Origin of the sequence: Pseudomonas sp. W2-17 (genome assembly GCF_041060445.1) — a bacterium.
GTDB lineage: Bacteria > Pseudomonadota > Gammaproteobacteria > Pseudomonadales > Pseudomonadaceae > Aquipseudomonas.
In genome coordinates, this window is the sequence record NZ_JAUFNS010000034.1 from 14,724 (window position 1) to 37,572 (window position 22,849).

Annotated in this window: 17 protein-coding genes and 4 pseudogenes; 16 read left to right on the forward strand and 5 right to left on the reverse strand. The window is 55.0% G+C overall.

The annotated features are described in order from the left end of the window. Positions 1–10 precede the first annotated feature (10 nt). From QWI20_RS25915 to QWI20_RS25930, 4 genes are all read left to right on the forward strand, one after another. Entirely contained in the window at positions 11–1,252 is a 1,242-nt protein-coding gene (locus QWI20_RS25915) for an exonuclease SbcCD subunit D C-terminal domain-containing protein (protein WP_369307829.1), read from the forward strand. Further along, complete coding sequence (locus tag QWI20_RS25920) at positions 1,249–4,896, forward strand: AAA family ATPase (RefSeq protein ID WP_369307830.1); 3,648 nt, start codon at positions 1,249–1,251, stop codon at positions 4,894–4,896. The genes QWI20_RS25915 and QWI20_RS25920 overlap by 4 nt, the downstream gene beginning before the upstream one ends. Before the next feature lie 101 nt (positions 4,897–4,997). Further along, entirely contained in the window at positions 4,998–5,507 is a 510-nt protein-coding gene (locus QWI20_RS25925) for a peptidylprolyl isomerase (protein WP_074892129.1), read from the forward strand. A gap of 2 nt (positions 5,508–5,509) precedes the next feature. Beyond that, entirely contained in the window at positions 5,510–6,139 is a 630-nt protein-coding gene (locus QWI20_RS25930; protein ID WP_369307831.1) for a glutathione S-transferase, read from the forward strand. 31 nt (positions 6,140–6,170) lie between these two features. Here the strand turns inward: QWI20_RS25930 and QWI20_RS25935 are convergent, their stop codons facing one another. Beyond that, a complete protein-coding gene (locus tag QWI20_RS25935) occupies positions 6,171–6,401 on the reverse strand; it encodes a hypothetical protein (RefSeq protein ID WP_369307832.1) in 231 nt (76 codons plus the stop codon). Beyond that, positions 6,398–6,589 (reverse strand): hypothetical protein, encoded by a 192-nt coding sequence (locus QWI20_RS25940; RefSeq protein WP_369307833.1) that lies wholly within the window; start codon positions 6,587–6,589, stop codon positions 6,398–6,400. Before QWI20_RS25940 ends, QWI20_RS25935 begins: the two co-directional genes overlap by 4 nt. A 545-nt stretch (positions 6,590–7,134) precedes the next feature. Here QWI20_RS25940 and QWI20_RS25945 point away from each other — a divergent pair. The 12 genes and pseudogenes from QWI20_RS25945 to QWI20_RS26000 all read left to right on the forward strand — a co-directional run bounded on the left by QWI20_RS25945 (position 7,135) and on the right by QWI20_RS26000 (position 20,140). Continuing rightward, the gene (locus QWI20_RS25945) at positions 7,135–7,284 is read left to right on the forward strand and encodes a hypothetical protein (protein ID WP_369307835.1); all 150 of its coding nucleotides are present in this window, start codon (positions 7,135–7,137) and stop codon (positions 7,282–7,284) included. 9 nt (positions 7,285–7,293) lie between these two features. After that, positions 7,294–11,535, forward strand: coding sequence for an RHS repeat-associated core domain-containing protein (locus QWI20_RS25950; protein WP_369307836.1), 4,242 nt, complete (start codon positions 7,294–7,296; stop codon positions 11,533–11,535). Positions 11,536–11,546: 11 nt separating this feature from the next. Further along, positions 11,547–12,344 (forward strand): hypothetical protein, encoded by a 798-nt coding sequence (locus QWI20_RS25955; RefSeq protein ID WP_369307837.1) that lies wholly within the window; start codon positions 11,547–11,549, stop codon positions 12,342–12,344. Between the two features lie 440 nt (positions 12,345–12,784). Then, on the forward strand, positions 12,785–13,132 hold the full coding sequence (locus tag QWI20_RS25960; RefSeq protein ID WP_369307838.1) for a hypothetical protein: 348 nt from the start codon (positions 12,785–12,787) through the stop codon (positions 13,130–13,132). Positions 13,133–13,281: 149 nt separating this feature from the next. Further along, positions 13,282–14,853, forward strand: a pseudogene (locus QWI20_RS25965) (RHS repeat-associated core domain-containing protein); the annotation flags it as partial. Further along, a complete protein-coding gene (locus tag QWI20_RS25970; RefSeq protein ID WP_369307840.1) occupies positions 14,854–15,417 on the forward strand; it encodes a DUF1629 domain-containing protein in 564 nt (187 codons plus the stop codon). Between the two features lie 131 nt (positions 15,418–15,548). Beyond that, positions 15,549–16,874: pseudogene (locus QWI20_RS25975) on the forward strand (RHS repeat-associated core domain-containing protein); the annotation flags it as partial. A 21-nt stretch (positions 16,875–16,895) separates the two neighbouring features. Then, positions 16,896–17,246: pseudogene (locus tag QWI20_RS25980) on the forward strand (AHH domain-containing protein); the annotation flags it as partial. Next, the gene (locus QWI20_RS25985) at positions 17,239–17,814 is read left to right on the forward strand and encodes a DUF1629 domain-containing protein (protein ID WP_369307841.1); all 576 of its coding nucleotides are present in this window, start codon (positions 17,239–17,241) and stop codon (positions 17,812–17,814) included. The pseudogene QWI20_RS25980 and the gene QWI20_RS25985, both read left to right, overlap by 8 nt. Before the next feature lie 208 nt (positions 17,815–18,022). After that, entirely contained in the window at positions 18,023–18,406 is a 384-nt protein-coding gene (locus QWI20_RS25990; RefSeq protein ID WP_282372190.1) for a hypothetical protein, read from the forward strand. A 20-nt stretch (positions 18,407–18,426) separates the two neighbouring features. Beyond that, positions 18,427–19,027 (forward strand): annotated as a pseudogene (locus tag QWI20_RS25995) (type IV secretion protein Rhs); the annotation flags it as partial. Positions 19,028–19,621: 594 nt separating this feature from the next. Next, complete coding sequence (locus QWI20_RS26000) at positions 19,622–20,140, forward strand: SMI1/KNR4 family protein (protein WP_369307842.1); 519 nt, start codon at positions 19,622–19,624, stop codon at positions 20,138–20,140. A 533-nt stretch (positions 20,141–20,673) separates the two neighbouring features. On the opposite strand, the gene QWI20_RS26005 is transcribed toward QWI20_RS26000, so the two are convergent. The 3 genes from QWI20_RS26005 to QWI20_RS26015 all read right to left on the reverse strand — a co-directional run bounded on the left by QWI20_RS26005 (position 20,674) and on the right by QWI20_RS26015 (position 22,768). Further along, positions 20,674–20,856, reverse strand: coding sequence for a hypothetical protein (locus tag QWI20_RS26005; protein ID WP_074890378.1), 183 nt, complete (start codon positions 20,854–20,856; stop codon positions 20,674–20,676). A gap of 196 nt (positions 20,857–21,052) precedes the next feature. Continuing rightward, complete coding sequence (locus QWI20_RS26010) at positions 21,053–22,222, reverse strand: lactonase family protein (RefSeq protein WP_369307843.1); 1,170 nt, start codon at positions 22,220–22,222, stop codon at positions 21,053–21,055. A 240-nt stretch (positions 22,223–22,462) separates the two neighbouring features. Then, entirely contained in the window at positions 22,463–22,768 is a 306-nt protein-coding gene (locus QWI20_RS26015) for a DUF5629 family protein (RefSeq protein WP_369307844.1), read from the reverse strand. Positions 22,769–22,849 lie beyond the last annotated feature (81 nt).

Here is a 22,849-nt window from a genome sequence, read left to right on the forward strand (position 1 = left end):
AGGTACCCCCATGCGTCTGTTCCACACCTCCGACTGGCACCTCGGCCAGAACCTTCATGGTCAGGAGCGAGATTTCGAACACGCCAGCTTTCTGACCTGGCTGCTGGCCCGTCTGGCCGAGCGCAAACCGGATGTCCTGCTGATCGCCGGCGACATCTTTGACACGGTCAATCCGCCGGTCAAATCCCAGGAGCGTCTGTATGACTTCATCGTCAGCGCCCACGAGCAGAACCCGCAGCTGACCATCGTCATGATCGCCGGCAACCACGACTCCGGCTCGCGCATCGAGTTGCCCGCGCCGTTGATGCGACGTCTGCGCACCCACGCCCTCGGCCGGGTGCTCTGGCTCGACGATGGCGTGCTCGACGTCGATCGCCTGTTGCTGCCGCTGAGCAACGCCAAGGGCAAAGTCGTCGGCTGGTGCCTGGCGCTGCCTTTCCTGCGCCCCGCCGAAGTGACCGGCGCCGCGCTGGGCGACAACTATCTGCGCGGTATCGGTCAGGTCCACGAAATGCTCATCGCCGCCGCAAACCAGCGGCGCAAGAAAGGCCAGGCGCTGATCGCCATCAGCCACGCGCACATGGCCGGCGGCTCGGTGTCGGAAGACTCCGAACGCAGCCTGATCATCGGCAACGCCGAAGCCCTGCCCGCCAGCCTGTTCGGCGAGAGCATCACCTACGTCGCCCTGGGTCATCTGCACAAACCCCAGCGAATCAATGGCGAAGACCGCATTCGCTACAGCGGCTCGCCGATTCCCCTGTCGTTTTCGGAAATCGGCTACCAGCACCAGATCCTCGAAATCGAGTGCGACGGCGACACACTGGTCAGCGTCAAACCGCTGCTGATCCCCCGCGCCGTGAACCTGCAACGGGTCGGCCCGGCGCTACTGGCCGAACTGTTGCTCCAACTGCGGGATCTCCCGGACATCGATTTGCTGGCCGACGTCGACCGTCAGCCGTGGCTCGAAGTCCGCGTGCGTCTGGACGAGCCGCAGCCGGACCTGCGCAATCAAATCGAAGCCGCGCTGGAGGGCAAGGCCGTGCGACTGGTGCGCATCGCCGCCGAATACGCCGGCAAGGGCGGTCGCGATGAAGACGCCAATCAAGACTTGATCGAGCTGGATCAACTGAGCCCGCAGGAGCTGTTCAGCCGCGCCTGGCAGGACAGTTACGGCAGTGAAGTGGATGAGCAGACGCTGCAGGACTTCGCGACCCTGCTTCAGGACGTGCAGCTGGAGAGCGAACAGCCATGAAGATCCTCGCCATTCGCCTGAAAAACCTCGCCTCGCTGGCTGGCCCGTTCGAGCTGGATTTCACCGCCGAGCCCCTCGCCAGCGCCGGCCTGTTCGCCATCACCGGCCCCACCGGCGCGGGCAAAAGCACGCTGCTGGACGCCTTGTGCCTGGCGCTGTTCGGCGCGATTCCCCGGCTGAACAACATCGGCCAGTCCCGCGTGCCGGAGATCGACGGCGACATCAGCACCAACGACCCGCGCAACCTGCTGCGTCGCGGCACCGGCAGCGGTTACGCCGAGGTGGATTTCGTCGGCATCGACAAGCGCCGGTATCGTGCGCGCTGGGAAGCCAACCGCGCCCGTGACAACGCCACGAAAAAGCTTCAGGCCAGCCGCCAGACGCTGATCGATCTGGACAGCGAGCAGATTCTCAGCACGCAGAACAAGACCGAGTACAAGGCCCTGCTGGAAGCGCGCCTGGGGCTGAACTTCGAGCAGTTCACCCGCGCGGTGATGCTGGCGCAAAGCGAGTTCAGCGCCTTCCTCAAGGCCGACGACAAAGACCGCAGCGAGCTGCTGGAAAAGCTCACCGACACGGCGATCTACAGCCAGCTGGGCCGCCGCGCCTACAGCAAAAGCAAGGAAGCCGAAGAAGCGCTGAAAACCCTTCAGGCCCAGGCCGGCACGTTGACGCCGATGGAGCCCGAGCAGCGTGCCGAGCTTGAGCTGCGCTTCAACGACGCCCAGCAGCAGCTGAAACTGCAACAGGCGCAACTGCGCCAGCTGGAGCTCAAGCAGCAGTGGTTCAAGGAGATGAATCGCCTGCGCGACAGCCATCAGGCGGCCAACGAACAGCTCGCCAGCGCCCGGCAGACATGGGACGCCCACAGTGCCGATCGTCAGCAGCTCGCGTTATTGGAGCGTCTGGCGCCGCAGCGGCATCTGTTCGGTCAGCGGTCCAGGCTTCAGGCTCAGCTCGCGCCGCTGACGGCCGCGATTCAGGCCCATCAGCTCAAGCAAACCGGGCTCGATGCGCGCATCGCCGACCTGGACAGCAAACGCATCAGCGCCGACGGCGCGTTGCAGCAAGCGCAGGAACAACTGCTCAATGCACGGCCTGTCCTCAGTGAAGCGTTCGAGCAGCAGGCCCAGCTCAACCACCTGAATCAGGAGCTGCAACAACTCGGCGAGCAGACGCGTGCCGCGCAGCAGGCCAGCACCGAAGGTCAGTCGACCCTCGATCAACTGGCCGAGCAGCAGCGGCAGGTCGAATCGCGCCTGCAGTCCATCGCCGAGCAGCTGGAGCAGAGCGCGTCGCTGACCACCTTGAGTCAGTCGTGGAGCGCCTACCGGCCGCGTCTTCAGCAAACCGTGCAGCTCAGCGCACGCCTGATTCAGGGCCGTGCCGAGCTGCCGCAGCTGGAGAAAAACGCCACCCTCGCCGAGCAGACGCTAAGCGAGCGCCGCAGCGCGTTGCAGGCGCTGTACGACGACGCCGAGGTCAAGGCCGACGCGGTCAGCCACGAGATCGAACGGCTGGGACACCTCCTGCAGGACAACCGCCAGCAGCACGGCGCCAGCGACTCACTTGAACGTCTGTGGCAGCGGCATCAGGACGTCGCCGGCCGCCTGCTCGACGTGCAAACCCGCCAGCAACAGGCCACCGAGCGCCGTGCCCAGGGCATCGCCCAAGGCCTGAAACTCAAGGCCGAACACGAAGCCGCCGAGCAGGCGCTGAAGGTCACCGTTGAACTGCTGCAACGCCAGCGCCTGGCCCGCAGCGCCAGTGTCGAGCAACTGCGCGAGCAACTGGTCGATCAGCAACCGTGCCCGGTTTGCGGCAGCGAAGAGCATCCCTATCACCAGTCCGCCGCGCTGCTTGAAGCGCTGTCGGGCCACGACGACGGCGAAGAAGCACGCGCCCGGCAAAACGTCGGGCAGCTCAGCGAAAAGCTGGCCGAGCTGCGCGCCGAAGTCGCTGAACTCAATAACCAGCTCAAGCAATCCAAACCGCAACAGGAGCAACTGGCCGAACAGCTGGAAAGACTGACGCCTGAACTGGAAGCCCACCCATTGCATCCGCGGTTGTTGGAGCAACCCGAGCACCTGCGCGGCGACTGGCTGAGCGAACGCCTGCATCAGCTGGCCCAGGAGATTCACAGCGCCGAACAGCGCCAGACCCGTCTGCTGAAAGTGCAGCGGGACGCCGAGTCGTTGCAGCAGCAGGTGCTCGATGCGCGCGAGGCCAGTCAGCAGGCGATGAAGCTGCTGGACGATCAGCGACGCCATATCGCCCTCGACAATCAGGGCTTCGAAGCGGCGCTGCAGGAGTTTGAGCCGCTGCTGCCTGCCGAAAGCCTGAGCCAGTGGCGCGAGTCGGCGACCCAGAGCTTCATGCAGCTGGACAACGACATTGCCGCCCGTGTCGAGCAGCTCGATCAGCAGAAGACCGAGCAGCAGGAGCACGGCGAGCGCGCGCAAAAACTCGAGCGCGAGCAAGCCACCCAGCAAAGTCGCGCGGCAGAACATCAAAAGTTGCAGGCTCAGCTCGATGCCCGTCAGCAGCAACACCAGACGGTGCAACAGCAACTGGCGCAGACCCTCGGCGACCACGCGTCACCCGAGCGCTGGCAGCACGCCCTTGAGCAGGCGGTCGAGCAGGCGCGTGAGGCGCAAAACGCCATCGCCCACGAACTGCAAGCGGCGCGCAGCGAACTGATCAAGCTGAGCGCAGAACTGGAGGGCGAGCAACAGCGCTTGCAGGCCCTTGAGCAGGAATTGGCAGAGCTCGAGCGGCAGATCGCCGAGTGGCGCAGCAGCCACAGCGAGCTCGACGATGCCGCGCTTGAGGTGTTGCTGGGGATGAGCGACGACAGCGTTGGCGAGTTGCGTCAGCAATTGCAGTCCAGCGAAAAAGCCCTGGAGCAAGCCCGGGTTCTGGTGGCAGAGCGCGCGGCGCAGTTGCAGCAGCATCAGGCTCAGCACAGCGACAGTGGCGACGCCGAGCAGTTACTGGCCGCGTTGACCGAAGCGCAGGCGCAATCGGTGGTTCAAGATCAACTGTGCGCCGACCTGCGCGCCCAGGTCAGCGAAGACAACCGCCGTCGCGACGCCAGCAGCGAGCTGCAAGAGCGCATCGCCCACGCACACGCTGAATATCTGCGCTGGGGCCGACTCAACGCGCTGATCGGCTCCGCCACCGGCGATACGTTCCGCAAGATCGCCCAAGCCTACAACCTTGATCTGCTGGTGCACCACGCCAACGCGCAGCTCAAGCAACTGGTGCGTCGTTATCGCCTGAAACGCGGCGGCAGCATGCTCGGCCTGCTGGTCATGGACACCGAAATGGGCGACGAACTTCGCTCGGTTCACTCGCTCTCGGGCGGTGAAACGTTCCTGGTGTCCCTCGCCCTGGCGCTGGGCCTGGCGTCCATGGCCTCCAGCACCTTGAAGATTGAATCGCTGTTCATCGACGAAGGCTTCGGCAGCCTTGACCCCGAATCCCTGCAAATGGCCATGGACGCCCTCGACGGGCTGCAAGCCCAGGGCCGCAAAGTCGGGGTGATCTCCCACGTGCAGGAAATGCACGAGCGCATCCCGGTGCAGATCCAGGTGCGGCGTCAGGGCAACGGCCTGAGCACCGTGGAGGTCAGCAGCGGCTAATCCGTTTTTTCACGACGCACGGACGCGCCTGATGGCGTTTCTGTGCAACCCTGTACCCCTTGCGCGACAGTCGCGCCAAACTCGAAAGAAGGTAAAACCACGTGGCAAACTCCAAAGTATTTTTCGACATCACTGCCAACGACGAGCCAATGGGCCGCATCGTCATGGAGCTGCACAACGACGTCGTTCCGAAAACCGCTGAAAACTTCCGTGCCCTGTGCACCGGCGAAAAAGGCGACGGCCTGAGCTACAAGGGTTCGTCGTTCCACCGCGTGATCCAGAACTTCATGCTGCAGGGCGGTGATTTCACTAACCACAACGGCACCGGCGGCAAGTCAATCTACGGCAACAAGTTCGAAGACGAAAACTTCACCCTCAAGCACACCGCCCCAGGTGACCTGTCGATGGCCAACGCTGGCCCGAACACCAACGGCAGCCAGTTCTTCATCACCACCATCGTCACCGAATGGCTGGACGGCAAACACGTCGTCTTCGGCAAAGTCGTTGAAGGCATGGACGTGGTCAAGGCCATCGAAGCGCTGGGTTCGCAATCCGGCCGTACCAGCAAGAAAGTCGTCATCGCCGACTGCGGCGAACTGACCGAGGCCTGAGCATGATGTCGGCGCCTCACGCTGAATCGACGGTGCCGACGCTCTACTCGTTTCGCCGCTGCCCCTACGCCATGCGCGCCCGCATGGCGCTGGGGTATTGCGGCGTACCGGTGCATACCGTGGAAGTCAGCCTCAAGGCCAAACCGGCGGAGATGCTCGAACGATCACCCAAGGGCACCGTGCCGGTTCTGGTCCTGGAAGACCGGATGCTGGAGCAGAGCCTGGAAATCATGCAGTGGGCCTTGGCGCAGCATGACCCGGACGATTGGTCCCTCGCACGCAACGTCGAAGGTCAGCAACAGATCGCCGCGCTGATCACGGAAAACGACAGCAGCTTCAAACAGGATCTGGATCACTACAAATACGCCGTGCGTTATCCCGAATTCACGCAGGAAGAATACCGCCAGCGGGGTGAGAGGTTTCTGCGCAGGCTGAACGAATTACTGACGTCACGGGACTTTCTGATCGCCGATCGACTGACCCTGGCCGACATCGCCATAGCGCCGTTCATACGGCAGTTCTGCGCGGTGGATGCGGACTGGTTCTGGCAAAGCCCCTACCCCCACCTGCAACGCTGGTTGGAGCGATTTCTCGCTTCGGACCTGTTCATCAATGCGATGGCCAAACGCTGATTACAGCCGCGTTATCCGCTACACCACTTCGCTACACCACTTCGAACTGAAAGATCGGCGAAATCATCTCGCTGTGCCGTGGCGGCGGATTGCCGGCATTGAGCTTTTGCGAGCGCTGCATCTCCACCGCTTCAGCGACCTCGGTCTTGAACTCCATGCTGCGTGCCACACCGCCCACCGAACCTTCGCCATGGCCGAGCAACGAGCAGCCGTTGTTGATGAGTGCAAAAAATACAATCACCCAGAAGTGAGCGCCTTTCACGACGCACGCCCCTGGGCCTGAACAGCCGCACGATTGAATTCAACTGAAGCGGTTTGCGTCGACATCTGCGACGCAGCATTGAGTTGTGGGTTCGTGCTGATGATGGTGACCACTGCGATGAAAACCACATACAACGCGATGGCGGTATATGCGCCGTGTTTAATTGAATTGAGGATGGCAGTGGCCATGATTGAAGCTCCGGGACGTGTCTGTTTCAGGCGCCCAGAATGCTTGAAGGGGTTCTTATTAAAAAACGATGGCGAGCGATTCAAAAGATCGATGGGGTTGATTATTGGAGGCTTTAATCAGGCTGATAGACCAACGCATTGTTCCTGTTTACATCAGTTCGTGTGGGAGCGAGCTTGCTCGCGAATAGGCCGTGCTGAATTGTCCAAAATGGCCCTGTCTGTAAATCGCTTCCTACGTAGTAGTAGGAATATGCCTGCCGTCACTGCGACCTCGCCCCATGGCGCGTCATCGCCTTTTTAGCGACGATTCCTCCAATGTTTAGAGCCGTGTAAGTGGTGAATGGACGCGCCGGGTTGACAGGGCGAGGTGCATGAGTGTCTTCTTTGGCACGCTGAAACATCTGTAACGAATTTGAGACTGTGACGACGTTTGCGCGTGACGTTAGCGATTATGCAAAAAAGAGCGTCAGCCCCGGAAAGGCTCGTAACCTGTTGTTGCTGAGCATGGCGGTAGCGTTCTGCCCCGTGCCTTCAAGGAGATTTTCATGATGATGGACCTTGCCGCGTTGCTCTCGCCCCGCACCCGCCGCCAGTTCAAGGGTGCCGGGCAAAATCAGAACCGGATCGATTTGCTCGCCAGTTTCAAGATAATGCAAAACGGCCAGCCCGTGCCCGACACCAGCGAACAGGAGTAGCCCTCATGTTTGAAGCCGCTCGGTTCGGTGACGAGATATCGCATACGGGCCTTGGGAGGATTTCTCCTCGGCGCTGCCTTGGGCATTGCATTAGTGGCCACAGTTGCTATCGCCACCTTCACCTGTGGGTTTGGCGTTGCGCTTCTCGCAGGGATGGCAGCAGGCGTTGGAGGTAGCCTGCTCACTGCTGCCGGAGAAGCCTTGGGTAGTCTATTTTCGTCCCCTTCCGGCACGATCGTAACCGCTTCGCCCAACGTCTTCGTTAACAGTCGCCAAGCGGCGCATGTTGCCCAAAGTCTAGGCGCATGCAGCAAGCATCCGGGGGCGCCCGCGCAGGTGGCCGAGGGGTCCACCAACGTCTTCATCAACGGCACAGCGGCGGCGCGCAAAAAAGACAAGCTCACCTGTGGCAGTACTATTTCCAGCGGCTCGGATAACGTCTTAATTGGCGGCGGTACCTACCGTTATTTACCCGTCGACGATGAAATTCCAGGCTGGTTGCGCACAACCGTTGATGTGTTGATGGCGGTGGCCGGTGCTGCCGGCGGCATTGCCCAACTGATCAAGCAAGGCACCCAGGCCGGCATGAAAGCGGTGATGCCGTGCGTGATGAAGTTCACCGCAGGCTTTGTGCTTGGCGAGGTCGGCAGCCGCTATGTGCTGGGGCCTGTGATCGAGCGTGCGGTCGGTGGTCATGCAGGCAACCCTGTTGATCTGACCACAGGCCGTAAATTCATCCCCGATGAAGTCGATTTCAGCCTGCCCGGTTTGATGCCAATCGAGTGGTCGCGGTTTTATGCCAGCGATCTCGCCGTCGACAGCATTTTGGGTCGGGGCTGGATCATGCCTTGGGAGCAGAGCCTGCGTCGCAAAGGCAGCTTCGTTTACCTCACCGATAATCAGGGTCGAACCGTTCCTTTCGTGAATGTCGAACCGGGCCAGCGGATCTATAATCCCCACGAACAGGTTTATCTGGTCTGCACCGAGGGCGGGCATTACCTCCTGCAAACCCTTGACAACATCTTCTTCTACTTTGGCAAAGTCCCGGACGACAATACCCCGGCGCCGGTCCAGCGAATCGAAAACGCCCTTGGGCATTTTCTGCATTTCACCTACACCGTCGCCGGCACGCTCACTGACATTAGTGCCACTGGCGGCGTGCGTGTTTACCTGGATTACGACCATCCATTGGGGCGCCTGACTGACGTCAGACGCGTGGTCGATAATCTTGCCGTTGAAACCCTCGTCCGGTATCGCTACGACGACAACGGCCAGCTCACCGAAGTGATCAACCGCAACGGCGACTTGACACGCCGTTTCAGCTACGCCGACGGCGTGATGGTCAGTCACAGCAACGCGCTGGGCCTGAGCTGCAGCTACCGCTGGGAAACCCTTGACGGTCAGCCCCGCGTGGTGGAGCACTGGACCAGCGACGGCGAGCACTTTCATTTCCGTTATGACTTCAAGAACCGGACTTCCTGGGCGGTCGATGTATTGGGCCGCGAGCTGGAAGTGCACTACAACGAGGATCATCGCGTTGTTGCGAGCCGTGACTACGGTGGCGAACGTTACGCGATCGAGATCGACGACACCGGCAACATGACCGGACTGACGCTGCCAGATGGTAACCGTCTGACGCTCAAGTACGACGAATATTCGCGACTGGTTGAGGAGTCGGACCCGCTCGGCCGGACCATCAGCTACAGCTATCACCACCTGACAACGCTGGTCTCGTCGGTCACTTACCCAGACGGCAGCACCTGGAAAGCCCGTTACGATAAAAAAGGTAATCTCATCGCAGAAGTCGATGCACTCGGCCACAAAACCGAGTACCTCAACAGCGAAGACGGCCTGCCGCACACGATTATCGACGCGACCTACAAGTCGAAATATCTCTGGTGGAACACGTTCGCTCAGGTCGAGCGTTTTCAGGATTGCTCCGGCAAAAGCACCTTTTACGCCTACGACGACCGGTCCCACCTGATCGCTGTGACAGATGCGCTGAACCAGACCACACGGCTTGAGCGCAAACCTGACGGCGAAGTGCTGCGCATCGAGCATCCGGATGGTACGACTGAGTCGTTTACCTACAACGCCATTGGCCAGGTGCTGACGCACACCGATGGCAAGGGACAGACCACGCGTCTGTACCGTACGGCGCGCGGTTTGCCTTCAAGCCGACAGGATGCGAAGGGTCAACGCATTCGCTACGAATACGACAAGGCGATTCGCCTGACCGCGCTGGTCAATGAAAACAACGCCACGTACACCTTCGAATACGACGCCTCCGACCGCCTGACCGAAGAAAAGCGCATCGACAACCTGACGCGCCGGTTCACCTACAACTTGGGTGGGCATCTGACGCGCTTGGATGAAATCGGCTACGGCGACAGGGCGGAGCGGCCGCAGCGCAGTACGGAATTTGAACGCGATGTGATTGGACGGTTGCTGGCCAAAGTCAATCAGGATGCGCGGCAGGATTACAGTTATGACGATGCGGATCGGTTGCTCAGCATTCACCGGCTGCCTTCAAGCATTGGCAAGAAACTGGGTGTTGAGGAAGAGACACTCGACTTCAGTTATGACCTGTTAGGTCGTTTGGTAAAAGAAACCACACCGCAAGGGGCGCTGGCCTACGAATACGATCCGCTGAGCAACCTGACCACGCTGACGTTGCCGACCGGTCAGCACCTGAATCATCTGTATTACGGCAGCGGCCACCTGCACCAACTGAACCTCGACGGGCTGCTCAGCAGTGACATGGAGCGCGATGACCTGCATCGGGAGGTCTATCGGTCTCAAGGCAAGCTCACCAGTTGCTTTGGTTACGACGCGATGGGGCGTAAGAGCTGGCAGTTTGCGTCGACTATCCCGGCTGAAAAGCTGTCGCAGATCCAGAACCCAGGCATCAATCCGTCCTTGCTCGTGAGCCACGCGTACAACCCGATCCATCGGCGTTATGAATACGATCCCGCGGGCGAACTGGTTCGAACGCTCGACAAACTGCGCGGTGAGATCGAATACGAATACGAGGCCAACGGCCAGCTGCACAGTCGTGACACCGGGCGCTTGGATAGCGAAGAGTTCCGATACGACGCTGCGGCCAACCGCCTGAATTTCAATACCAGCCAGTTCGACCACGTCAAAGACAACCGCATCAAGCAATGGCGCGATCAGGAATATGCCTACGACGCCTGGGGCAACCTCGTTGAAAAACGCTCAGGGCTGAGCAAGCTGCAGACCTTTACCTACGACTGCGAAAACCAGCTCGTGCGTGCGGAAACGATGGTCAACAGCCAAGTGCATAGCGTTGGTACGTATCGGTATGACAGCCTGGGGCGTCGGGTTGGCAAGACGTCCGAGATTGGAGGGCAAACCGAGCACAAGCAGTTTCTCTGGCAAGGCTTGCGAATGTTGCGTGAGCAAACGCTTAGCAAGAGCAGCCTCTACATCTACGAGCCCGGCAGCTACGCGCCCCTGGCCCGGGTCGACCAAACCGAAGCCGAGGCAGAGCTAAAACTCTATTACTTCCATACCGACCAGATCGGCACACCGCTTGAGATGACGGATGTGGACGGCCAGATTGTTTGGCAGGCGACGTACAAGGCGTGGGGTGAGGTCGAATCGCTTGCGGTTAGCGAGGTTGAGCAGAACCTGCGGTTTCAGGGTCAGTACTTTGACCATGAAACGGGGCTGCACTACAACACGTTTCGGTATTACGACCCGGAGATTGGGCGGTTTATAACGCAGGATCCGATTGGCTTGGAGGGCGGATTTAACCTATATGGTTATTGCCGTAACCCCCTAACCTGGATCGATCCACTGGGGCTGGATTGGAACTACTTCCTGACAGATTCTACAGGGGAGCCTTATTATCATGGTCGCGCGTCAACGAATACCTCTATGAGTAGTGTAATGCGCCGTCATAGTAATAATGTTGGTGCAGATGGCGCACGTTTTGGGCCTGGCGATAGCATTACAAGAGTTACTCCTAAAGATACGCCTAAAAACACTGTAAGAGGATTGGAGAATGCAGGCGTTAGAGAAAAGCCAATCTTGGGTCGTGGTAGTGAAAATGTTCGGGGTAATACTATTCAAGCCATGGCAGATGACAAGCTTAATACAACAAAAGGCATTGTAAGAGTTGAAGCGAGCGATACGCATCTTAACAAAGCAGGCGTAAGCAAAGTAAGTGCATTGCCAAGCTTGGAAACGCGCAGCTTTTCTGGTGCTAAATCACCTACTTGTTAGAAGGAGTTTTTATGGACCCTGATTTAAAAAAAGCTATAAAGGTTTTTCTGAGAAGTGGCTCAGTTGAAAAAATAGACAATTCAGACGCCATTAAAACACTTAAACACCATAATATACTTGTTCCGTCAGAAGTCATTGAGCATGATGCACTCATCTCAAAGCTTTATACTGAAAAAAACCTGGCGAAAAAAAAAGACGTCGTTGACTCTTTTCTAGTTGGTCTTGAGAATGGCGCGCCCGAACAAAGAGCGGCTTTGTCAGCTTTTGCGATAATGCTGAATTTCCCTGCGCATAACTTCAAGTCTGCGCATGGTTTTCAGTGTGATATATGTGGAGCTTTTGAATCAAGAAAAATTAACTTTACGCTTTACAACATAATGCGATATGTAAATGGGTCCACCAATAACGGTGATCCAGGCCAGCTATATTTGTTTTTGAAAGCGCACAATTCGAATCCCGTGGAAAGACCAACTTCTGTTAATGCACTTAAAGCAATTCTAGATACTATAAGGTCCTCAGAATCTTCTGATACGCCAACGATACTTGAAAAGAAGATTAGAGCATTGCCAGATACAAAGTTAGATAAAGAGCAGTCTCGAGGCTTGCTTGATCTGTTAGGACATATAGGCGTGCTTGAAAGTTCTGAGCATCATGGCTTTATAAATGAATTCAAAAATTTAGAGCTCGTGCCTACAAAGTCTCGCTCAAGTGACTGGAGCTACCCTGTAGATTATTGGAAAGGTGAGTACGGCGTTAATGAAGATGCAGTCGAATTTTGGTTTGGAGAATATTTTAAGCTCTTCAGGTGACAGCCAAAAATCAAAGCCAGTCAAAAATTATTTACTAGTGTTGTTTAGCACATTATATTTTTCAGCTCTTTAATAATGGAATAAGTAATTGGCTAGCGACATTGGCCTGCCGCAAACCATCGTCAACCCGACGCGCAAGTCCAAATACCTATGGTGGAACTAGCTGGCGCAGGTGGAGCGTTTTCAGGATTGCTCTGGCATAAGTACCTCAATTGGAATCCTAGATGCAAAATCCTAAAATATCTGAGAGCCCTGGAGGCTTGACTTGGTAGCACCATGAAGAGGTTGGCGCATTAAAACTTGTAGGCAGATCATGTGTCGAAACACGGCTTTTATCACCCTACACGAAAGGGCGGCCGGGACATATGGGGAATAGGTGAGCATGGGAGGAAAGGCAAGCTGAATGGGAAAACCGGAAAATCACTCAAAGGATGCTGCTGATGAATACTTTCGAAGTAAAAGAACCTATCTTAATAAGCACCTTAATTGAAACGGTACGTCTGGGGCATGAGTTTGATGATGATCTTTGTCTCTATTCTTCTGACGCCGCTGATCGACTAAGGGCTGATCTTGTTTGCTATCTCGACGATTACCCATATGTGGTTAACGATAAAGATCACTACAGTACTTTTGTAACTACAAATAATCTTCACCTACTTTATTATGGTGAGCAATTCAAGGATGTAATGAGTAACGCGCTAACCCAAAAATCTCAGGCATCCATCGGCGAGATTATTGATGCATTGAATTACTATATGGAGAACGATGAGTTTCTAGACATAAACTGACACCCTTTGCTTGAGCATGTACGCAGAGCACTCATTCAGGGAGCACTTCATAATCTATAACGTTGTAGTGATTATAAAGCGCGAGGGATGGCTTATGAAGCCTGAATGTAGGCAGATTCCCGTGCCCACATTTCTTAATCTCTAAAGATGCACTAACCTACGAATACAATCCGCTGAGCAACCTCACCACGCTGACATTGCCGACGGGCCAGCACCTGAACCATCTGTATTACGGCAGCGGCCACCTGCACCAACTCAACCTCGATGGTCTGCTCATCAGTGACATGGAGCGCGATGATCTGCATCGTGAGGTCTATCGATCGCAGGGCAAGCTGACCAGTTGCTTTGGCTACGACGCGATGGGGCGCAAGAGCTGGCAGTTCGCATCGACGTTGCCGGCTGAAAAGCTGTCGCAGATCCACAACCCCGGCAATAACAGCCTGCTGATCGAACACGCCTACAACCCTATCCACCGCCGCTACCAATACGATCCGGCGGGCGAACTGACCCGCACCCTCGACAAACTACGCGGCGAGATCAAATACGAATATGAAGCGAACGGCCAGTTGCACAGTCGTGACACCGGCCGCTTGGTTGATAGCGAAGAGTTCAGGTACGACGCTGCGGCCAACCGGCTGAATTTCAATACCAGCCAGTTTGATCAGGTCAAAGACAACCGCATCAAGCAATGGCGTGATCAGGAATATACCTAAGACGCGTGGGGCAACCTGATTGAAAAACGGTCAGGGTTAACCAAGCTGCAGACCTTTATCTATGACTGCGAAAATCGGCTTGTGCGTGCGGAGACCATGGTCAACAGCCAAGTGCATAGCGTTGGCACGTATCGGTATGACAGCTTGGGCCGCCGTGTCGGGAAGACATCTGAGGTTGAAGGGCAAACCGAGCACAAGCATTTTCTCTGGCATGGCTTGCGAATGCTGCGTGAGGAAACGCCGTGGCAGAGCAGCCTTTACATCTACGAGCCTGGAAGCTACGCGCCGCTAGCCCGGGTCGACCAAAACGAAGGTGAGCCAGAGCAGAAGTTTTACTACTTCCATACCGATCAAATCGGCACGCCGCTTGAGATGACGGATGTCGACGGCCAGATCGTTTGGCAGGCGACGTACAAGGCGTGGGGTGAAGTCGAAACTCTGGCTGTGGACGAGGTTGAGCAGAACCTGCGGTTTCAAGGACAGTACTTTGACGATGAAACGGGCCTGCACTACAACACGTTCAGGTACTACGATCCGGAGGTTGGGCGTTTTATTACGCAGGATCCGATTGGGTTGGAAGGTGGGTTTAATCTCTATCAGTATGTGCCTAACCCTCTCATGTGGTTGGATCCTACTGGCCTAGTGACTTACAACACAATGCCTGGGATACCAGGGTTTCAGAAACATCACATCATCCCCCGGCAGCTCTCTGGCAACCCGGTGCTAAAAGCGTCAGGTATGAATATCCATGCATCGAATAACATAATTTATCTACCAACCCACGCGGAAAACCATCCTGTACGAACTGTCCACTTGGGCCCACATCCGGGATACACTGCCGAAGTTCGGGGCAATCTGAATGAGATCGAGAGAGTTGGGCGTGAGCGAAGGTGGACCAAGCAGCAATACAAGACGGCTCTCGACGACGTGATCGTCGAGAACCGGCAAGGGCTCCGCAAAGGGGAGACAAAATTGAACAAAAATTCTATTAGGGCGGGAGCGTGTTAAATGAAATTGCTTACACCTTCAGAGGGGTATCCGGAAAGTTATTGGCTCAGTTATGATCACACAAATAGTCTTGATCATTTAGAATTTTATAAGTGTAAAAAGCTTTCTGCCGTTGGTGCCAAGCCGAAAGTAACTCTTGCAAAAAAGATTTCATTGAGTGCTTTCCGCCAATATGATTATTTTTTCAGCGATGGCCCGGATCTAGTTGGCGCCAGGCTCGCTGAAATTATTAACTCCTCGACATTTGCAAGCGATGTCCAACTGATCTGTGCTGACGTTACGATTAATGGCAAAAGCTATGATGATTATTTTATTATTAACTACCTTAGGTCGGAGTCTGCATTTGATATGGCAAATTCGAGTTATAAATCACTTATCAAGTCAATGCCAGATGGCCCGAAGAAATTTAGTAGGATTGTTCTGCTCGATAAAATGCCGGAGAGCGGTATGTTTCGTGCTTCGGAAAGCAACTCTCACCTAGTAGTTTCTGATGATGTTGCTGAACACTTTAAGAATAATTCTGTCAAGGGTGTGGAGTTCTGCTCGGAGAAAGGTAGTATGTAATAAAGCGCTGAACTGGGATTTCTATTTTTAGTTACGATGCACCTGATTTAAAAGCTTTGTATCAGGGCAGATTGTAACGGCAGCGCAGCCATTACTAATACTATTCATCTTCGCATCAAGACCAGCAACACCAGTTGCTCACCATCCAGTTCCAGCCTACTAATGCCGGCAAACAACTGGGTGTGACGGCAGAGCACCTTAATCGTGCTTATGACCTGCTGGAGCGTTTCATCGAAGAGACCACACCGCAAGGTGCGCTGGCCTACGAATACGATCCGCTCAGCAATCTGACCACGCTGACATTGCCGACTGGTCAGCACCTGAATCATCTGTACTACGGCAGCGGCCACCTGCACCAACTCAACCTCGACGGTTTGCTCCTCAGCGACATGGAGCGCGACGACCTCCATCGAGAGGTTCATCGCACGCAAGGTAAGCTGACCAGTTGTTTTGGTTACGATGCGATGGGGCGCAAGAGCTGGCAGTTTGCATCGACTATTCCGGCGGAAAAGCTGTCGCAGATCCACAACCCCGGCAATAACAGCCTGCTGATCGACCACGCCTACAACCCTATCCACCGCCGCTACCAATACGATCCGGCTGGCGAACTGACCCGCACCCTCGACAAACTACGCGGCGAGATCAAATACGAGTATGAAGCGAACGGCCAGCTGCACAGCCGTGATACTGGCCGCTTGGTTGATAGCGAAGAGTTCAGATACGACGCAGCAGCCAACCGGCTGAATTTCAATACCAGCCAGTTTGATCAGGTCAAAGACAACCGCATCAAGCAATGGCGCGATCAGGAATATACCTATGACGCCTGGGGCAACCTCATTGAAAAGCGCTCAGGGCTGAGCAAGCTGCAGACGTTTACCTATGACTGCGAAAACCGGCTTGTGCGTGCGGAGACGATGGTCAACAGCCAGGTGCATAGCGTTGGGACGTATCGTTATGACAGCCTAGGGCGGCGCGTCGTGAAGACGTCCGAGATCGACGGCCAAACCGAGCACAAGCAATTCCTCTGGCAAGGTTTGCGCCTGCTGCGTGAGGAAACGCCGGCGCAGAGTAGCCTCTATATTTACGAGCCGGGCAGCTATGCGCCACTTGCCCGGGTCGACCAAAACGAGGGTGAGCCAGAGCAAAAGCTGTACTACTTCCACACCGACCAGATCGGCACGCCGCTGGAGATGACGGATGTGGATGGCCAGATTGTCTGGCAGGCAACCTACAAGGCGTGGGGTGAGATCGAGTCGCTTGCGGTGGATGAAGTTGAGCAGAACCTACGTTTCCAAGGTCAGTACTTTGACGAAGAAACCCACCTGCACTACAACACTTTCAGGTATTACGATCCGGAGGTGGGGCGGTTTATTACGCAGGACCCAATTGGGTTGGCGGGTGGGGATAATCTTTACAAATATGCCCCTAATCCAACAGGGTGGTTGGACCCTCTTGGGTGGATCACTTATAACACTATGCCGAGCATTGCGGGGTTCCAGAAGCACCACATTATTCCACAACAGCTATCTGGACATGGCGCTATCAAGTCTGCGGGGATGAACATTCATAAGACAGGAAATATAATCTATTTACCCACTGACGCTGAATATCATCCCACAAGAACAATTCACAGAGGATCTCACGCTCAATACACCGCTTCGGTTGAGCAAAAGCTTGATATGGTGCATGACTATGGTAAGAGGAATGGATGGACAAAAGAGCAATACAGTAAGGCGGTCGACAGCGTGATCGCTGATGAGCGAAAAGGTCTGCGATCTGGAAAAACAGTGCTCAATAAGAATTCAGTTAGGGGAACTACCTGTGGTTAAGACTTTTATTATGCAAATATCGGACACCTATCCGGAAAGTTACTGGTTCAAGAGTAAGGTCTTGACGGGGCAAGATTCAATAGAACTAAAGACTGGCACTGAGGTGAATGGTAATTGGGCCTTAGAGTTTCGCTTAGACAAGCGCGTAAGTTTAGATAGGGTTCTGGGATTTGACTTTCTTTTCAGCGATGGTCCTAATTTTATCAGTCCTAGGCTTTACGATATTTTAGTAGGGTCCAACATTTCTGGCTTGCAGTACATTGATGCCGATATATATATCGAAGGTAAGAAATATAAGGGTTATAAAGTCTTAAACATTACAAATAGGTTGGCAGTTTTTGATGCGGAAAATTCAAGGTGTGAGCCTTTGTTGAGTTATATTCCGGATGGTCCAAAAAAATACACGGAGATTGTGCTTAATAAAGACTTTTCTCCGGCTGTTGACATGTTTCGGGCGGAAGAGGATTTTACGGTCATGCTGGCAGTTGAGCGGGTGAAGCTGCTGTTCGAATCAAATCAAATAGTTGGCGTTCAATTTAAAGAACGCATGGTACAGAACAGTTTTTGAATAGTAATACGTCACAACCAACAGCGCTCTGACGGGCTAGGGTAGCTGCAGCTTGGACGGGCATATGAGGTGGATTGATGAAATCGGCCACGGCGATAGGGCGGAGCAGCTGCAACGAAGTATGGAATTAAGGTGAATCAGGATGCACGGCAGGACAACGCCTACGACGAAGCCGATCGGATGCCTGCGGCTAACTGAGGAATCATCAATGAAAAGCTTTGTCGCGTCTACTATAAGAAGTTATGAAGAAAATGGAGTTATGACCATTGGCTTAGGCGATCATCCCGAAAACCCTTCGAACTTCATCATCATTACGCGCTTGGATGATGAGGATAACGCTACCGTGGATGATGGTATCGGGCTTCTAACAGATGAAGCTAAATATGAGAGATCTAACGCGATAGAAAAAATCTCCTACCACTCCGATAGGTTGGAATTAGTAGTTAGACCTGAATTTGCGGAATTCTTCGGGGCGAGAACCCATGTGGCTAAGTTTTTTCAAGATAGGGATCACTCGCAAAATCAAAAATCTGCATTGAAGCACGCGCTGCAGGATATGTTTTGCGGAAGTCATGTCGAGTTATCGTTGTGAAGAATACGGAGTCATTTGAACTGTATTTCACGTGCATCGTCGCCGGCACGCTCACTGACATCAGTGCTACTGGCGGCGTGCGCGTCCAATTGGATTACTACATCTGCTGGGCCGCTTGACCGACGTCAAACGCGTGGTCGACACTTGGCCGTTGAAACCCTCGTCCAGTATCGGTACGACAACGACAGTCAGCTCACCCATGCGTCGTTTCAGCTACGCCGACGGCGTGATGTCAGTCACAGCAACGCCCCAGGCCTGAGCTGCAACTACCGCCGGGAAACCCTTGACGGTCAGCCGCGCGTGATGGAGCACTGGACCAGTGACGGCGAGCACTTTCATTTCCGTTACGACTTCAAAAATCGGATTTCCTGGGCGGTTGACGTCTTGAGCCGCGGGCTGGAGGTGCACTACAACGAAGATCATCGCGTCTTCGCCAGCCGTGACTACGGTGGCGAACGTTACGCGATCGAGATTGATGACAACGGCAACATGACCGGACTGACGCTGCCAGATGGCAACCGTCTGACATTCAAGTACGACGAATACGCGCGTCTGGTTGAAGAGACTGATCCGCTTGGTCGGACCGTCAGCTACAGCTATCACCAGCTGACTACGCTGGTCTGGTGGTTCCAGAGTCGCTGCAAACTGTGGATAAATAAAATGCTCTCCGAAAAGGTTGTTAACTTTTGTAAGGCCCAAGGTTGGTGGTTCGATGATGCGAGCCCTGAATATGAAGTAGAACTCCAAAAATTAGGAGTGGACGTGTCGTCCGACTTTGCAGAATTTTACCTTCACGTGGAGGACGGCCCGACCTTTATCCAAAAGGGAAAAGAGATATACCAAGTGTGTTGGTTTTCTAAGAATTCTAATTATGATCTTGCTTTAAAGCGAGCACATGAAACCCTCAACCTTCCTAAGGAGTATCTTCCTTTGGACAGCTTTGAAGGTGAAGGGGGTTTTTTCTATAATAAAGTCAGCGGCGAGGTGGTGGAGTTGTCACTGGGGCAAGATCTGATTGACTTTACGCAAGGAAAATTAAAGCCGCAGTGGTCAAGTTTTAATAAATTCCTAGAAATGTATTTTGGTCTGATTTGATTTTTTGGGTTGTGCAGTAGTTCAGTGGTCAGGTGTACAGTAGCCTTGACCACTTTTTTCGAGTTTAGATAACAGCCGGGGTAACAAACATTAAATTCACTTGTTATGGCGGGTAACGAAATGCCTATAGTGTATAAAAGAGGACTGACCGCGAGTGACATAGCTCAAGTTGAATTGGCGCTAGGCAAGTCTCTTCCAGTAGAGTACCGCATTTTTTTGCAAAAAATGAATGGCTTTTTTATAGCGGCTCCCGATTACGTAGAAATCCCTCTGAGCTCGGTCGAAGAGGGACTCATTAGCTTTGATCGGCTATTTGGTTGGCTCCCTGAAGAAGAATGCAACGATGTGGTGGCGTTCAATCAAGAATTTATTGAGGAGCTTGCTTTCCTCAACAGCGCCATCGCGATCGGCGAGGATGGTGGGGGTAATCCTTATGTGATTGTCTCTGACTCTGACAGGAATGGTGTCTATTACTGGGATCGAACTCACCTGCATGAAGACGGATCTACTAAAAATGCGGATATTCCAGAGAGGAATGATAGCGGAAGCCTCTTCTTTATTACGTCGAGCTTAGGAGAATTCTACAGATTGATTTCTCATCAGTTAGGGGGATATCCGGTCAGTTTAGAAGTAGTTTAGATTCCTATGAAAAAACTCGGATTCCAACTCGGCTGACTACTTAACAAATCTCGAGCTCTGAGTTGGCCATACGCACCTGAATTACCTGTGCTAGGGCAGCGGGCACCTTCACCAACTCAACCTCGACGGTCTGCCGATCAGCGACATGGTCGCAAGGCTGCCTTCGCGAGCAAGCTCGCTCCCACAAGGACAGCGTCCGAAGCCGACAGAGCGGCGGCAGGACAAGATGAGGAATGATTAGCTGATCAGCATCGGCGCTTAATTCTAACCCACAAAAAAATCCCCATCGCTTATCCAGCAGACGGGGATCAAAGGGGAGGAATTCAACGCTTTCGCGAACAAGCTCGCCGGCACTTGATGCATGGCCTGACACGCAGTGGTCAGTGGGTCGCATCAACCTGTAGAAGACGAAGTTGCTCGCGAAAGCGTTTTCCGATTAGCAATAATTTGCAGTTCACATCAGGTTCTTACAAATCCATTCCCCGGCAACGATACGTTCGTTAACGGGGAATGGATTCACTTCGAATGTCTATTCATTGTTGAATCTTGTGATCCAGAGCGGCGTAGAAGTTGGCACTTTGTTGCAGGTATTTCGGGGTGTAGCTCTGGGTCGAGCTGACTTTTTTGTCGGTCGCTTCAACACTGGCACTGGCAGGCAATGCAACAGTAGCGGAGATGGCGGACGCGGCGATGATGGAGAAGATATTGAAGTTCATGATGGGTACCTCGCTGTGGTGTGTCGTTTCAAGTCTTGACCGTCGTGGCCGTGGAATGAAAGTTACGCCCGAGGGAGGTTTGGAAAAAATCTTTTCTGGCACTAGCCCTTATCACTTGAATTAATACATCAGCTGAGCCCTTGAAAATCAAGGGCTCAGCCTGCGTCAAAGTGTCGCTTAGCTGCTTACTCTGGACTCACTTGGCCGTGAGGAAATGAAAATCAGACGGCGAATCGAAGTCGACTTTCTGCACGGTGTCGCCCAGCAGACCGGTTTTCGGGTCAACGCGGACGGTCACGATCTGGTTGCTCTTCTGGTTGGCAATCAGCACGAAGTGGCCGCTCGGGTCGAAGGCGAATTCGCGAGGTTCCTTGCCTTCCACGGTGCGGCGCTGGACTTCCTTGAGCTGGCCATTGGCAGCATTGATGCTGAATACCAGCAGCTCGTTCACTTCGCCACGGTTGGCAACGTAGAGGAATTTGCCATCCGGCGACGTGTGCAGGCCCCCGGCGGCACGGTTTTGCTGACCTTCCTTGTTGGCGAGGTCCACCAGCTGGGTCTGCTTGAAAGCGCCGTCGTGATAATCAAACACCGCGACCTGGGCGCTCATTTCCATCGTCAGCCACGCGTGCTTGCCGTCCTTGCTGAAGGTCAGGTGACGCGGACCGCTGCCCGGTGGCAGGTCGACTGAAGGCACTTTCGCGGGTTGCAGCGGCTGGGGCTGCTTGGCGTCGTAGTTGAAGACGAACATTTTGTCAGCGCCCAGGTCCATGGCGATCAGGTACTTGCCGTCGGGCGTGGGGACCGCCGCGTGAACGTGGGACGAAGCCTGACGCTCCGGATTGACCTTGCTCGCGTCGTGGGTCGCGGTCTGGACCACCGGCCCCAGTTTGCCGTCCTTGCCCACCGGCACGACTGCCAGCACGCCACCCGGTTGCGGTTGGACGGCGTAGTTGGCGACGAAGAGGAAACGCCCGTCCAGGCTCAGGCTGGAATGGGTGGGCTCGTCGCCCTTGGTTTCGATCTGATTGAGGAACGACACCGCGTGGGTCTTGGGGTCGATCGCGTAGCTGCTGACCTTGCCGACGACGTCTTTCTGGCCCGGGCCGTTCTCGTTGACCGCGAACATATGACGCTGGTCTTTGGAGAGCGTCAGCCAGGACGGGTTGTCGCTCTTGATCACCTGACGCGGTTTGGCGTCGAGCTGGCCGGTCTGGGTGTTGAAGCCGAAGCGGTAAATGCCTTCGCTGGCGCCGGCGGTGTAGGAGCCGACCAGTACGTCGTAATCAGTCATGGGTTTGGCCTGAACGGAGAGCGCGGAAAGGCTGCTGGCGAGCGCTAACCACGGCAGAAGTCTGGGAGTCATTGGGCTGTTCTCTTGTTGGAGTTATTGGCGCGCCGTACACGCGGATGGTCACCGGCTATGACAGCGTATTGCGAAGAGTAGTTGCCGAGTGGGTGCTGTGAAACTGCGGGGACATGGCGCTTGGCGGGGCTGGATTGATTTATGGTTGGGCGTCGCGCGCCCGGGGACAGATTGATTTACGGTGAAGCGTTGTAAATAAATCAGTCCCCTCGATATTCACTGCAGCCCAATAGTGCGCGGTTACTCCTGCTCGCCCTCTTCATCTTCATCCTCGTCACTCGCCGCAATCCCTTGCAGCACAACGATGCGGTGGTCGGCGCTGCCATCGTTGATGACCCAGCTCTGGAGCGCGGCATCGAATTCGGCGGCGTCGATCTGCGCCAGCGAAAAGCGCCAGACCTTACGCTCGCGGCCGTCCATGCTTTCGATCTGGAGCATTTCATCGAGGGTGAATTCGAAAGCGTGCAGGCCGTCGATTTCGATCATGCTCTGGGCGGTCAGCGCGGTCTGGAGTTCAGTGCGCAGGGATTGCGGTGTGGTGGTCATGGCAGTGGTTCGCATCAGTGAAAGCGCGAATGATAGGTGAAAAGACGCCGAAGCGCTGGCTCGGCGTCTGACGACCGCAGG

Bases quoted from the DNA above. Each gene is read 5' to 3' on its own strand.
- QWI20_RS25915 (WP_369307829.1), top strand. From the start codon at position 11: ATGCGTCTGTTCCACACCTCCGACTGGCACCTCGGCCAGAACCTTCAT.
- QWI20_RS25920 (WP_369307830.1), top strand. From the start codon at position 1,249: ATGAAGATCCTCGCCATTCGCCTGAAAAACCTCGCCTCGCTGGCTGGC.
- QWI20_RS25930 (WP_369307831.1), top strand. From the start codon at position 5,510: ATGATGTCGGCGCCTCACGCTGAATCGACGGTGCCGACGCTCTACTCG.
- QWI20_RS25940 (WP_369307833.1), bottom strand. From the start codon at position 6,589: ATGGCCACTGCCATCCTCAATTCAATTAAACACGGCGCATATACCGCC.
- QWI20_RS25945 (WP_369307835.1), top strand. From the start codon at position 7,135: ATGATGATGGACCTTGCCGCGTTGCTCTCGCCCCGCACCCGCCGCCAG.
- QWI20_RS25955 (WP_369307837.1), top strand. From the start codon at position 11,547: ATGGACCCTGATTTAAAAAAAGCTATAAAGGTTTTTCTGAGAAGTGGC.
- QWI20_RS25960 (WP_369307838.1), top strand. From the start codon at position 12,785: ATGAATACTTTCGAAGTAAAAGAACCTATCTTAATAAGCACCTTAATT.
- QWI20_RS25970 (WP_369307840.1), top strand. From the start codon at position 14,854: ATGAAATTGCTTACACCTTCAGAGGGGTATCCGGAAAGTTATTGGCTC.
- QWI20_RS25990 (WP_282372190.1), top strand. From the start codon at position 18,023: ATGAAAAGCTTTGTCGCGTCTACTATAAGAAGTTATGAAGAAAATGGA.
- QWI20_RS26000 (WP_369307842.1), top strand. From the start codon at position 19,622: ATGCCTATAGTGTATAAAAGAGGACTGACCGCGAGTGACATAGCTCAA.
- QWI20_RS26005 (WP_074890378.1), bottom strand. From the start codon at position 20,856: ATGAACTTCAATATCTTCTCCATCATCGCCGCGTCCGCCATCTCCGCT.
- QWI20_RS26010 (WP_369307843.1), bottom strand. From the start codon at position 22,222: ATGACTCCCAGACTTCTGCCGTGGTTAGCGCTCGCCAGCAGCCTTTCC.
- QWI20_RS26015 (WP_369307844.1), bottom strand. From the start codon at position 22,768: ATGACCACCACACCGCAATCCCTGCGCACTGAACTCCAGACCGCGCTG.